Source organism: Siminovitchia fortis (assembly GCF_003605365.2).
Classification (GTDB): Bacteria; Bacillota; Bacilli; order Bacillales; family Bacillaceae_C; genus Siminovitchia; species Siminovitchia fortis.
This window is the reverse complement of the sequence record NZ_QYTU02000023.1, coordinates 49,390-62,494: the sequence shown is the minus strand read 5'-3', so window position 1 is coordinate 62,494 and position 13,105 is coordinate 49,390. Positions and strand designations below refer to the sequence as shown.

Here is a 13,105-nt window from a genome sequence, read left to right as displayed (position 1 = left end):
GTAAAATTTTATGCTTTCTTTAGCTTTGAACAAAAAGGCCCATCCTTAATGAATCCTCGTGCATCAAAAATAGCATATTTTGGGTATGAACAAAGTGTTATCGTTTTTATCATAACAAATCCAACAGCCGTACAGGACCAGCTGTACGGCTGTTGGATTTGAGATAGGCATCCCAAGGCAGGATTACTAAGCAGACAGATCTGCTTTCGCCATTCCTATTCACTTTTTTAATGTGCTACTTCCACTTCATCCACATGGCTTATATGCTTCGTGTTCAACCACATAAACAATACGGATAGAAGCACAAATACTCCCCCTACGATGAACGGAACACTTGAGTTAAAAACTTCCGAAAGCTTCCCTGCCAGGAACGGTGCAATGGCTCCTCCAATAAAACGGAGGAAACTGTATGCTGCCGATGCAGTTGAACGGTCAACAGGACTCGCGTTCATAACCGCTGTCGTGATTAACGTGTTGTTGTTTCCGAGCAGTGCACCTGCGACAATAACTGCCGTAATGACTAGCCATTGTGTGGATGTCCAAATACCCATTGCAAGCAGCAACAAGGCAAATAAAATCAACATGGCAAACATGGATTTAATGGTTCCAAAACGGTGTTGCAGTTTTGGTGCCATGATCACAGAAGTGACCGCCAGCAACAATCCCCAGCCAAGAAATACAAATCCGAGTCCGTGCTCATTCAACCCTAAAACAAATGGTGCGAATGCCAGCAAAGTGAAAAATCCAAAGTTATATAAAGCTGCTGCAATACCGAATACCAATAGCGAACGGTGTTTCAGCGCCCGAAATGGATCTAGTAAAGATGTCTTCTTTTTCTCTATTGTTATATGATCGGGGTCAGGGTTCTTTGGCGTTAAAAAAATTAGTGCAATAAACGCAATGATCATCAATGCAGCAACGCCATAAAACGGGCCTCTCCAAGACATGGCCCCCAACCAGCCGCCGATTAGCGGCCCTACTGAAATACCAAGTCCAATGGCTGCCTCATATAAAATGATTGCTTTTGCATTTCCACCTTTGGACAGTGTGACGATTGCCGTTAACGCGGTCGCAACAAATAATGCATTACCCAGTCCCCAGCCGCCCCGTAAGCCAACCAGTTCCCAGATGCCATTTGACGCTCCGCCCAATGCAGAGAATACTGCGATGATAACAATCCCTGCAAGTAATGTTTTCTTCATTCCAATACGTGATGTCAGTGCACCTGTCACAAGCATGGCAACTGCCATAACGGCATTATAGCTTGTGAAAAGGAGCGTCGTTTCACTTTTTGATGCATCCAATTGACTTGAAATGGCGGGTAAAATAGGATCGACAAGACCAAGACCCATAAACGCAATAATGGAAGCAAAAAAGACCGCCCAAACGGCCTTAGGTTGTGAAAGAAGCCCTGGTTCCTTCTCTATGGACATTCCTGTGTTTGACAAAGATGACATACAATTTCTCCTTACTTTTATTAAATTATATTGCTGCTATATTAATTCCTTTATCAAAGAATTGACTTAAAAGTATGGCGGATAACATCCCCGCGGCTAATAATTCCAACAAGTACACCGTCTTTTTCAACCGGCAATTTCTTTATTCGTTTTTTCCCTAAAATCGCTGCAACGTCTTCTATTTCTGTATCTGCATCAACTTTTGCCACTTTTCTTTTTGCAATTTCTAAAACGTTTAAATCCAGTATTTTTTTAATCCGTTCATCAAAATCCTCTGTGTCGCCTTTAATGATGAAAACTGTATAAATAGAATCGATAAAAATATCCTTATGCTTTCCGATGTATCGCATAATATCCCCGTCACTTATATAGGCGACGATTTCATTCTTGTTGTTAACTACTGGAACACCGCTTATATGGTACTCAATAAACTTCTTAATAACGGAACGTATATTATCTGTTTCTTTCACTTTATAAACATTGCTGATCATTATTTCATGAGCTTTCATACTTACCCTCCTCATGGTTAAAAATTTCCGCAAATAAATGATTGTATATTACAACTATATAATTGTATGATACAATTAATTTTAATAATCGTCAAGCTTTCCTTGGTGAATTGACAAATATTCCGGGTCGGTTATCATTTTGTGTGAGGTGTTTATGTTGCGCAGACAAGCAATAGAAGTGATTGAAAATGAAGTCATGGATTTCATCCGAAGAATCATCACGTCCGAGAGAAGAAACGGAAGACTAGATCGCTCCGCCTTTGTGATACTGCGTCAATTATCTACCCATGGACCAGCTGGCGTAAAAACATTGGCGGATCAATTACATTTAGATATGTCCACGGTCAGCAGACAAGCTGCAGCACTTGTTGAAAAGGGTTATGTGGACAAAATGCCCAACCCCAGGGATGGCAGGGCTTATTTCTACCGAATCACGGACCTTGGAACAAAAGAATTAAATGAAAATAAACAAAGACAGATTGACAGGCTTACAAATGTGCTTGAAGGATGGTCTGACGAAGAATGTATAACATTCGGGCAATTGTTAAAGAAATATAATCAAACCGTGAATAAAAGAAAAAGTTAGAGCGACTTGCGAAGGTTTTGGTATGGGTACGCAGAGAGGTTATGATTGGTATTTCTGTTTGGATGTTATTTCAAATAAGATATTGTTTATTGAATGTGCTGGCAAGATGAGGGAAAAACAGCGTGCCAAGCCTTATATGCTTGAAGCTGCGAAAGAATTAAAAGTGAACATGGCCTGGATTGTCCAAATATATAACGCTTCAGAAGCGCTTCCAAACATGATTAACCCATTTTTTATGCTGCCCTTATTGGGAGTCCTTGGTGTAAAAGCGCGGGATCTCGCGGGATACTCTATTTTACAATTAATCTTCCATGCTCCCGTTGTCCTTTTGCTGGTTTGGCTTTTAGCCAAAACAATGCCGTATGTAGCTCCAGTTTTTGGTTAATTGCTTTTTAAATAGTTAACCTGATTCGGATCGTATTATGTTTTTTTGAATTGTAAATCCGGGCTAATGGATCGTAAACCCGGTGTTCCGGATCGTAAGACCGAACTTGTCGGACATCTAAGGAAAAAACAATAGTCCGTTGCGTCGTTGAGCAGCAGGAAGCCGGTTATTTGAAAAAAGTGCTGCAAGAAATAGAACCCGCTTCCTTTGTCATGTTGCTCAACACATCCGAAATCCTTGAAGGGGCTGCTTCTTACCAAATTTCATCAAACTGCAAGGTGAAAGGATAAAACCGTGATCCGGATGAATCGTCTTTCGGATCACCTTTTTTTTCGATTAAGCTTCCTCTTTATCCTTACGGACAGTGGAATTTTACTCATACTGAATTTTCGTCATATAATTAGGGTTGATATACGTTCAAAGCGGGCCCCCATGAGTGGTGGGCGCTACCAACTGCATAAGAATCAGTATAGGCGGACTCGAGACACAAAACTGAGAAAGTTTAATTAATCCTCTGGTGTCCTATCAATAAAAAGTCGAGTTACTTCAGTAAAATCGCCTTGTTTAATTTCCTTTTTAGTTGCTTTCTTTTCTAGAGGATCATGAGTATTCATGCTAGGTGCTACTGTAGGTTCATTTCTTTTTAAATTTTTATTATCCATATTTTTCAAGCTCCATGTTCTAGTATTTGATGATTTTCAAAAGATAAAAATTGTATTCAAGGGTTTTGTTTTAAGAAAAAAAAGATACGGAGTTCAAATGTGATATAAACTGTAAAGTTCTAAAGGTAATCTAAAAAATCGAGAAAAACGCCATTTCTGGCGTTAAGATTATTTGTTACTTTCCCTGTCATTTTCATCAATTAAATTCTTTACATCATGTACCATTTCATCAAAAGTTTGATTGACCTTATTCATTATTGCATCTTGAGGGGTATCGTTGTTTTGGAAGTTATTACCCTTCTTATTATCTTTTCCCACTTTTTTCACCTCCGCTAAAGATATGGTGTGTAAAATGAAGAAAAATATTCTTTGAGCAGTTAACACCAATGAGAAATAAATACAAACAAGTAGTAGACACCAGCTTGTGGCATAGTTCGACTAAAAAGTGCTGTTTATGGATTACCCAATTTCCCCTTCCTTTCCTTCATTTACCGAATAGACCAAATATGTTATATTTTTAAAAAATTATCCTTTCATAAAAAGAAAGTTTGCTGAATGGAGGAAATTAAATGAAGAAGATCAGCTTTTTTCTTGGACTGTTAATGCTTGTCCTTTTGCTCGGAGCATGCAGTCCGAATACCGAAACAGAAACAGCTGGAAAAGCAAATAATACGGAAACAGAAAAGCAGGCGACCCAACTGAATAAAATATTGGACGAAGGGGTTTTAAGAGTCGGGACAACCGGAGATTACAAACCATTTACCTATCTTAATCCCGAAACGAAAGAATATGAGGGGTATGATATTGATGCTGCAAAAAAGCTGGCTGAGGACCTAGGGGTTAAAGTTGAATTTGTTGAAACGACTTGGCCGGCGCTGATGGACGATTTGATTGCCGATAAGTTTGATATTGGGATGGGCGGAATCACTCGAACACTGGAGCGCCAAAAAACAGCCAACCTTTCAAATCCCTACCTTGATTTCGGAAAGGGAGCCATTATCAGGGCAGAGGATCAGAAGAAGTATACCTCCATTGACGACTTAAATCAGCCCCATGTGAAAGTGGGGGTAAATCCGGGAGGGACCAACGAAGAATTTGTCCAGACTCATTTAAAGAAGGCGGAAGTAACGGTAGTTGAAAATAATCTGGATATCCCGAAAAAGGTGGCGGAAGGCGAATTTGACGTCATGATCACGGACAATATTGAAGCGATCATCTATGCAAAAGAAGACAAACGGCTATTTTCTGCTTTTGAGAAAAATACACTGACTCATAGTCAAATGGGTTATTTAATGCGGCAAGGGGAAGATGATTTCCACAACTTTGTCAATCTGTGGATCGATGAAATGAAATTGAATGGCGAATTTGACAAGCTGCATAAGAAATGGATTGAATAGGACACAAGGTGCAACCTGACGTTTTTCAATGGTCAGTGGTAAAATGCTTGTGAACTGAAATAGAAAATACATGGAAATATCTATTAGTCTGCTTAACATCCGAACTTTTTAGGTGTTGGGCAGGCTATTTTTTCCGGCTCCTTTTCATGGATTGGTGAAAAAACTAATGTGGACGCAGGACAATCAGCATGGACCGAAATAAAAAGGACACGAATGAACCTGGACGAGATTATTTTCTCAGTTTTCATGCTTATAAAAAATGGACAATGGGCACCCCTGCTGACTTGGCGGGAGTGCTTTAAAGTTTTAAACATTTCCATTGAATAGATTCTCCTGTGATTTGATTTTTTATTGAAGAAAAACCCCTGCTTCTTTAATAAGGAATTATTAAAACAACTCAAGCGCTTCGCTCTTAACCATTATTATGTAGAATTCCTTATCCCATTGAAATTCCTTTTAGCTCTTCAACGCAACATCTCTCAGTCTTTTGACAATGATCGTTTTACTTTTGACAAATATCATTGTCAAAATGAACATCATCGTATACAATAAAATGAAAAGGACTGAAGGTGATGTAATTTGAAAAGCCGCTTAAAGGAGCTTCGGGCGCGTGAAGGATATAACCAAACTCAGCTTGCAAAGCTCGCAAAGGTGTCCAGACAAACGATTAGCTTGATTGAACGCGAAGAGTATATGCCTTCACTACTTATCGCCGTTCGAATTGCACGTATTTTTAATGAGCCTGTTGAAAATGTATTTCAATTTGAGGAGGAGGAGTTATAAATGAAATCTGGATTTAAGCTTTTTATTAGTGGATTTGTTGGTTTTTTTGTCGTGTATGCTTTGATGAACTTTTCTGAGGTCAAATTTGCTGGAGAAATAACAGTAATTAGCTTAATTGCAATCTCTGTCATCCTGATAACTATGAGTGTTATACGGTTTCAAAAGATTAAATCATTAAACAAACAAACCTTTAGCGGTAATGAAGAAGATGAAGTCGAAGAAAGAAAGTATAAGATGTTTGCCGATTATTCTTTATATGCAAATTCCAGCCTAGTTTTTTCTATTCTTGCACTTAGTTTAAGCATTCTTACAACTCAAAGGTTAATCATGGCCATTGCATCATTATGCTTACTCATCATTACCTATTTCTTAATCCATTACATGGGGCATTTAATGCAACAAGTATATCCGGAGCGTAATATCCCGAGTACTTCTGACCCTGATTATGCCCAAAAAGTACTTGACGCTGCAGACGATGGTGAAAAGCATGTCATTCTAGATGGATTATATAAATCACAAAGCCTATTAAATATTGGCCTTATCGCTGCTATTACATTATCTACTGTATACTCCGTTATAGAGGAAAATTCGCAGACTTTCTCCATTATCCTTATGGCGGCCGTATTGCTGATTGTTAATGGAAAATATCTGTTAGTGATTCGAAATAAGTAAATAATATATGCGGTTGCTATATAGATTGAGTTAACTTTTAATGTTTAAGCAGTTCTTAGTTGATTGAAGTGGAAGGCGGCGACTCCTGCGGGATGAACGTGATCCTTGAGACCCCGCAGGGCGCGAAGCGGCCGAGGAGGTTCAAGCCACGCCCGCGGAAAGCGTCCGCCTGGAACGGAAATCAACGGTGGTTTTCTAACTATGCACAATTTTTAATTCAACTTATATACTTACTAATCCATTTTTTGGTAACCAATAGTGGTAGGTGTATTTCCTATACCCAAAATGGTAAAAAAAGTACTTGACATAATACGCTAAACAAATAAAAAGCCCGATGAAACACAAGCATTGCTTTCATCAGGCCTTTCTCTTTTAAGCTACTTCCTTTCTCTCCTCTTTAATCTTACTGCGCAAGCGCTTTGTCTCAAGGACAATGATTCCGGATAATCCAAGAAGTCCGATTAAGTTGGGGATAGCCATTAAACCATTTAATACATCTGCTAACGCCCAAACAACGTCGAGTTTCGCGGTTGCACCAACAAAGATAAACAGAACAAAGATGACCCGATATATTTTAACGGCAGTTGGATTATCAATAAGGTATTGGAAACATTTCTCGCCGTAATAACCCCAACCTAAAATAGTCGAAGACGCGAAGAAGATAATGCCAATAGAAACGAGCACTGGTCCTATATCCCCAAGAAACGTTCCCCATGCGGCAGAAGTTAATGCTCCTGCTTCGATAGAAGTGTCTTTCCACTGGCCGGACATCACAATTGTTACACCTGTGATGGAACAAATAACAATTGTGTCAAACAATACTTGAGTCATGGAAACTAATGCTTGCCTTCCAGGAATATCTGTTCTTGCTGCAGCGGCGGCAATAGGCGCTGATCCGAGACCCGCTTCGTTTGAGAACAATCCGCGAGCGATCCCAAAGCGAATAGCTGCACCGATTGCACCACCAGCAGCTGCTTCACCAGTAAATGCAAATTTAAAAATAGTAGCAAATGCTTCCGGAATAAGGGTTAAATTGGATAGCATAATGATTAACCCGCCAATTAAATAAAATAAAGCCATGATTGGAACGAAGAACGATGTAACTCGTCCAATCCATTTAATTCCACCAAGAATAACCAATCCAGCAAAAAGAACGAGAACAATTCCTGATACCCAGTGGGGGATGGAAAACGTATTGGACATGGCATCGGCAACAGCTTTTGATTGGGTTCCGTTTCCGATCCCAAATGCTGCAAATGCACCGAAAATAGCAAAGAGGACGCCGAGCCACTTTTGTTTGAGACCGTGCTCAAGATAGTACATTGGCCCTCCAGCCATTTCACCTTTGGAATCTTTGACACGGTATTTTACCGCCAAAATTGCCTCTCCATACTTTGTAGCCATTCCAAAAAATCCGGCCAGCCACATCCAGAAGACTGCACCAGGTCCACCCAGCACTACGGCGGTAGCAACTCCAACGATGTTGCCCACCCCAACGGTTGCAGCCATTGCTGTCATAAGTGCCTGGAAATGGGTAATGTCTCCTTCTGATTTCTTATCTTGATTTCTTGAGAAAACTAATTTTAACGCATAAGGCAATAACCCTACTTGCAATGCGCCAAGTCTGAAAGTAAGAAAAATACCTGTCCCAACGAGAAGAATTAATAGCGGTGGCCCCCAAACAATACCCCCGGCCTTATCAAGAAATGCTTCAAATGCTTCCATGATATATCCCTCCGGTTTCTATTTATAAATGCGAGGATAATAGAAAATGAAATGTTCATTTTAACCCGATATGATAACGCTTACATTTCCGATCTTGTATTATCCTCATCGAATCTTTTCACCCCCCATCGCCATTGTTTGAATATTACATCACTATGTGTGAAATGTCAAGAAAACCTATCTTTCCTCAGCTTTTAGGAGTAAATTTATGTGTTTTAGTCCTTAAAACAGGAAAAAATACTTATCCACGGGTGTAAAAATTTTTTTAAGGCTATGTGTTTTAATATGCAGTNAAACAGGAAAAAATACTTATCCACGGGTGTAAAAATTTTTTTAAGGCTATGTGTTTTAATATGCAGTTTTAATAAAAGGCGTAATAAAGCCTTTCGAATACCGGCATCCAGCGATTATGCTCATAGAGTTTCAATTTCCACTGTCTGCCGTGATAGACCATTTTGATGCCAAGGTAATCATATTCTGAATAACTGTTCTTATACGGCGTCTTTTCACATTTTTTCTTAATGGGGCAGCATCGGCTTTCAGGCTTTCCTGCCCAATGAGCCGCAACAGATTGTATGCGAACAGCCCCAAATGAAGAGCGAGATCATTCGTCGCAAATTTGCCCGAAGGCAAGCGTTCCAGGTCCAGTTCAGTTTTTATTTCACTATGAAATTGTTCACTCGTACCATGATCCCGATACAAGGCTGCCACAGTGGAAGCCGGAACAGGCAGTGACGTATAGTAGGTTTCGAATTCGATATCAGGAACAAGCAAAATTTGTCCGTCTTTATCGATCGTCCTCTCTATGACTTTAAAGGCGATGCGGACAGGAACGCCCGTCCCCTTGATAGTGGAGAGACGGATGCCTGTATATACCTTTTCCCGGGGCGTTCTTCATGACACATGCCTTCTTTTTGGGCGATGGCCAGCCAGTCTTCTGCTGTTTCTTTTCGAGGGTTTCGCTTGATAACAAAATCCACCTTGTTCATTGTACAGACTTTCATATTGTCGGCACTGTCACATGCAGAATCCATGCGCAGAAGAAGCGCCTGGTCCGTCATGCTTTTCGCAAGTTTAATCGTCTTCTGAAGAAAGTCGGGGGTTCCCTTTTGCGAATGGTCACTCCCTTCACGCAGCTCTACATTGACCCCGTAACCTTCTTGCCCTATATAGGCAAACATGGGTGCATAGCCGCCACATCCTTTATATGTTCTCGAAACGCCTTCGTTGAAGGTGTTAGAGTTATCAAAAGGAGAGACATCCATATCCAGGGGAAGGTATGGCTTACCTCCCACGTCGATGGGAGAAATGGCTGCATCCAAACGGCGAATGAGGTCAGCTGACTCTTCCATCAGGATCGTTTTCCAGTCCTCCGTCAAAGCACCCTGGTCCAATTGTTGACGAAGGGTAGGGCTGGAAGGGACTTTTTCGACATTCAAGGCATAACGAAAAAATTCGTCTTCCCGGAAAGCTTCAATATGGTCAAAGTCACTCTTGGCTTGGCAGAGTATACCAATGTAGGAAGAGGCAGCATCTCCGTTGGAAATTTTCGAATTCCGCTCTGTTTTTCCAGGTTTAGCCTGGTTTAATCGTTGCGGCAAATTGGTATGATACAAAAGGTCGCCGATAATCGCTAACCCGCTATGGGCTGTAATCCGTTCGCTAGTAGTTTCAATAATAAACTTTTTCATATTATCACCTGCTGGGTGAAGTTACTAAATTCACCTTTTCTGGGTATTATACTTGATTTTACTAGCTTTCGGATGGTTTATAGATAAAATTAGTCACGGATTAAGGTTATTGCTAAAAGAAATTTCTTATATTTTCTTCAATAATGTCAACAAACCTTTCCGCAGCTCTATTTAAAGGAACATTTTTTATATAACAAATGCCAATACTTCTTTTAGGTATAGGTTCCATTAAGGTCACTTCATGAAGCAGTCCTTTTCTCAAAAGCTGTTCAGAGAATTCTTTTGTAACGCAAGCAACACCAAGATTAATCTTTGCAAATTCTAACAGCAGTTCATGTGAACCTAACTCAAATTCCGGCTGGATTTTAATCCCTTTTGTAAGGAAAAATTCTTCAACATATTTCCGGGAATTGGAATTGTCCAATAAAATGAGCGGGAACTTAACCAATTCTTCCAGTTTGATCGGCTTAGATAATGCTTTTCGGTATTTTTCGCCATATACAAAGGTATCCTGAATTTCTAATAAAGGGTTTACTTCTAATGATTTGTCATCAATGGGGAGATTACAGATGGCGATGTTCACTTCTCCTGCTTTTAAGGCAGCGATGATTTCCCACGTTGTCCCATTGACTATTTTGAATTTGAGATTTGGATATCGATTATGAAAAGTTTCTAAATAGGGAAGTAAAAAATATCGAGAAATGGTATCGCTAACCCCTATTTTAAACTCGCCAATGATTAAATTTTTAAATTCTAAAAGCTTTTCTTCACCAGCTTGTATAAATTGAAGTGCTGAACTGACATATTCAAACAATAAATTCCCTTCATCGGTTAGCGTTACGCCTTTAGATAGCCGGTTAAAAAGCCGTGTATCTAATTCCTTCTCCAATTGTGCAATCGATTGACTTATTGCCGGCTGCGACATATATAGCTCTTTTGCCGCTTTGGAAAAGCTTTTATTTTTACCAACAGTATAAAAAAGATAATATAAATCCAATTTGCTCACCATATAATAACTCCTTATACCCAATATAAGATATATTGACTTTACTTATATCATTAAAAACCGTATATTACAAGAGGAGACTGTTTGGATTGTTAATGTATTAGTATGATACTTTTAAAAAAAATTGACCCTTTTTATCGAATATAGTTAGATTGCGAAGAAGGAGCGAATTATTGTGGAAAGAGTTGTAGGAACTGTTGCCAGGGGACTTCTTTGTCCCATCATCAATAAGGGAGATCGCATTGAAGATATCGTTGTTGATAGCGTATTAAAAGCAGCAGAAGTTGAAGGCTTTACAATTCAGAATAAAGATATTGTAACTGTTACGGAGTCGGTTGTGGCACGTGCGCAAGGAAACTATGCCACCATTGACCATATTGCCAAAGATGTTCAAGCCAAATTCGGCGATGATACAATCGGTGTGATTTTCCCTATTCTTAGCCGTAACCGCTTTGCTGTTTGTCTTCGCGGGATCGCAAAAGGTGCAAAGAAAATTGTGTTAATGCTAAGCTATCCTTCCGATGAAGTAGGCAATCATTTAGTGGATTTAGATACACTTGATGAAAAAGGGATAAACCCTTGGACAGATGTTTTAACAGAAAAGCAATTTCGTGAGCACTTTGGCTACAATAAACATACCTTCACAGGCGTAGATTATATTGATTATTACAAGTCTCTAGTTGAAGAATATGGAGTAGAATGCGAAGTAATCTTTTCAAATCATCCAAAGACGATTTTAGAGTACACAAAGAGTGTACTTTGTTGTGATATTCATTCAAGATTTAGAACGAAGAGAATTTTAAAGGCTAATGGCGGCGAAAAAATTTATAGTCTCGATAATATTCTTTCTGAATCAATTGACGGAAGTGGTTTCAATGAGGCCTATGGCTTATTAGGCTCCAATAAGGCAACAGAAGACAGTGTAAAGTTGTTCCCGCGCAATTGTCAGCCTGTCGTTGACAACATTCAAGAAATCCTGAAGGAAAAAATAGGTAAAACGGTTGAGGTCATGGTTTATGGTGATGGTGCATTCAAAGACCCTGTAGGAAAGATCTGGGAGCTGGCAGATCCGGTTGTTTCCCCTGCTTATACAGCTGGATTAGAAGGAACACCGAATGAAATTAAATTAAAGTACTTGGCTGACAATCAATTTGCTGACTTAAAAGGTGAAGAACTAAAGAAAGCCATCTCTAAATACATTGATGAGAAACAGGATGACTTAGTCGGAGCGATGGAAGCCCAAGGAACTACTCCTCGGAGACTAACAGACCTAATCGGTTCGCTGTCCGATCTAACTTCAGGCAGCGGTGATAAAGGGACACCGATTGTCTTTATTCAAGGCTACTTCGACAACTACACAAAATAAGCGTACTAGAAAGCCAAACTAAAACTTATAGGACAAGGGAGAGTAACTCCTTTGTCCTATTTTTATGGCTGCCGGGTGCTCGAAAGAGAACGTGCTTATATAAATGGTATGCCCTGTACCAACTAAAGCTTAAAAACCCATATTCATTAATGAATTTTTTTGCCTCTTTAATATACTGACTATTATAGCCAACTCTATTTTTCCTGGTTAATTTCCATATTTTAAGTCCTTCTGCATCCGTCAGTTAACACCTCGGATTGCAATTAGTGGACTATTGCCAGGTGCCGAAAATTCAGAGTTCCATTCCTGGTTTTAAAAGTTTGGTAGATATCCCCATTAAATCATTGAAAAAATATCCTTGAAACATTAAAATTGAAACTATTGTGTAAAGAAGGAGGAGGGAGCATCTGTGATTGAAGAAACGGCAAGAAATCAGCCTCAATTTGAAACTGATTTTCGTTATGCCATCGTAGCAGGATGGCTTATTATCCCGGCACTTACAATTCTATTCAATCTTGTTACAGTTATGTATGTTATCTTAACGTTCAATCCGGCTCATTTAGGGGGTTACGACTTATTTATATATATAACGGACTTCATTCTGGTTTTCTTTTATCTATTCACTCTATATACATGGGTTAAACGGAAAATGATTTTGCCAAAGCTTATGATAGCCTTTTATACCATCGACGTTTTATTGAGTCTGCCTCTCATGTTTGCAGGAGCGGCAATCGACTGGATTACTATACTATTCAGTGCCGTTTGGATAGGGTATTTTATCAGATCCCGGCGCGTCAAGGCAACGTTCGTCAATTGATGTCATGACAGTTTCTTGAAGACTCATTCTAGCCTAATCCTGCTAACAC

The 13,105-nt window shown here is 39.5% G+C and carries 14 protein-coding genes and 1 pseudogene; 8 read left to right on the top strand and 7 right to left on the bottom strand.

All coding sequences use genetic code 11. The annotated features are described in order from the left end of the window. Window positions 1-227 precede the first annotated feature (227 nt). Both D4N35_RS11260 and D4N35_RS11255 read right to left on the bottom strand, forming a co-directional pair. Entirely contained in the window at window positions 228-1,457 is a 1,230-nt protein-coding gene (locus tag D4N35_RS11260; RefSeq protein ID WP_120073595.1) for an MFS transporter, read from the bottom strand. A gap of 53 nt (window positions 1,458-1,510) precedes the next feature. Further along, window positions 1,511-1,966, bottom strand: a complete 456-nt coding sequence (locus tag D4N35_RS11255) for a CBS domain-containing protein (protein ID WP_120073593.1) — start codon at window positions 1,964-1,966, stop codon at window positions 1,511-1,513. Between the two features lie 154 nt (window positions 1,967-2,120). On the opposite strand from D4N35_RS11255, the gene D4N35_RS11250 reads away from it, so the two are divergent. The 3 genes from D4N35_RS11250 (at window position 2,121) to D4N35_RS11240 (ending at window position 3,227) form a co-directional block, all read left to right on the top strand. After that, window positions 2,121-2,552 carry a MarR family winged helix-turn-helix transcriptional regulator gene (locus tag D4N35_RS11250; protein WP_313957116.1) on the top strand — a complete coding sequence of 144 codons (432 nt, stop codon included), beginning with the start codon at window positions 2,121-2,123 and terminating at the stop codon, window positions 2,550-2,552. Window positions 2,553-2,574: 22 nt separating this feature from the next. After that, window positions 2,575-2,937: a TIGR00366 family protein gene (locus D4N35_RS11245; RefSeq protein ID WP_120073591.1), complete on the top strand. Its 363-nt coding sequence runs from the start codon at window positions 2,575-2,577 to the stop codon at window positions 2,935-2,937. A gap of 170 nt (window positions 2,938-3,107) precedes the next feature. Further along, window positions 3,108-3,227, top strand: coding sequence for a hypothetical protein (locus D4N35_RS11240; RefSeq protein ID WP_235870369.1), 120 nt, complete (start codon window positions 3,108-3,110; stop codon window positions 3,225-3,227). Window positions 3,228-3,443: 216 nt separating this feature from the next. Here D4N35_RS11240 and D4N35_RS18125 read toward each other — a convergent pair whose 3' ends face one another. Both D4N35_RS18125 and D4N35_RS18120 read right to left on the bottom strand, forming a co-directional pair. Continuing rightward, window positions 3,444-3,599, bottom strand: coding sequence for a hypothetical protein (locus tag D4N35_RS18125; protein ID WP_164876350.1), 156 nt, complete (start codon window positions 3,597-3,599; stop codon window positions 3,444-3,446). A 168-nt stretch (window positions 3,600-3,767) separates the two neighbouring features. Then, window positions 3,768-3,917, bottom strand: a complete 150-nt coding sequence (locus D4N35_RS18120; protein WP_164876349.1) for a hypothetical protein — start codon at window positions 3,915-3,917, stop codon at window positions 3,768-3,770. Between the two features lie 251 nt (window positions 3,918-4,168). On the opposite strand from D4N35_RS18120, the gene D4N35_RS11235 reads away from it, so the two are divergent. The 3 genes from D4N35_RS11235 (at window position 4,169) to D4N35_RS11225 (ending at window position 6,451) form a co-directional block, all read left to right on the top strand. Beyond that, window positions 4,169-4,996 (top strand): transporter substrate-binding domain-containing protein, encoded by an 828-nt coding sequence (locus D4N35_RS11235; RefSeq protein WP_120073586.1) that lies wholly within the window; start codon window positions 4,169-4,171, stop codon window positions 4,994-4,996. A gap of 579 nt (window positions 4,997-5,575) precedes the next feature. Continuing rightward, complete coding sequence (locus D4N35_RS11230) at window positions 5,576-5,779, top strand: helix-turn-helix transcriptional regulator (RefSeq protein WP_018708163.1); 204 nt, start codon at window positions 5,576-5,578, stop codon at window positions 5,777-5,779. Continuing rightward, window positions 5,780-6,451: a DUF3169 family protein gene (locus D4N35_RS11225; RefSeq protein ID WP_120073582.1), complete on the top strand. Its 672-nt coding sequence runs from the start codon at window positions 5,780-5,782 to the stop codon at window positions 6,449-6,451. It begins immediately after the preceding gene. A gap of 372 nt (window positions 6,452-6,823) precedes the next feature. On the opposite strand, the gene D4N35_RS11220 is transcribed toward D4N35_RS11225, so the two are convergent. The 3 genes and pseudogenes from D4N35_RS11220 to D4N35_RS11210 all read right to left on the bottom strand — a co-directional run bounded on the left by D4N35_RS11220 (window position 6,824) and on the right by D4N35_RS11210 (window position 10,876). Continuing rightward, window positions 6,824-8,176: an alanine/glycine:cation symporter family protein gene (locus tag D4N35_RS11220; RefSeq protein WP_120073580.1), complete on the bottom strand. Its 1,353-nt coding sequence runs from the start codon at window positions 8,174-8,176 to the stop codon at window positions 6,824-6,826. Between the two features lie 361 nt (window positions 8,177-8,537). Continuing rightward, window positions 8,538-9,867 (bottom strand): annotated as a pseudogene (locus D4N35_RS11215) (IS1380 family transposase). A gap of 112 nt (window positions 9,868-9,979) precedes the next feature. Continuing rightward, window positions 9,980-10,876, bottom strand: coding sequence for a LysR family transcriptional regulator (locus D4N35_RS11210; RefSeq protein WP_120073578.1), 897 nt, complete (start codon window positions 10,874-10,876; stop codon window positions 9,980-9,982). Between the two features lie 172 nt (window positions 10,877-11,048). Here D4N35_RS11210 and D4N35_RS11205 point away from each other — a divergent pair, with 172 nt between their 5' ends. Further along, window positions 11,049-12,239, top strand: a complete 1,191-nt coding sequence (locus D4N35_RS11205; protein ID WP_120073576.1) for a coenzyme F420-0:L-glutamate ligase — start codon at window positions 11,049-11,051, stop codon at window positions 12,237-12,239. A gap of 409 nt (window positions 12,240-12,648) precedes the next feature. Next, window positions 12,649-13,056 (top strand): DUF2569 family protein, encoded by a 408-nt coding sequence (locus D4N35_RS11200; protein WP_120073574.1) that lies wholly within the window; start codon window positions 12,649-12,651, stop codon window positions 13,054-13,056. The last annotated feature ends 49 nt before the right edge of the window (window positions 13,057-13,105 follow it).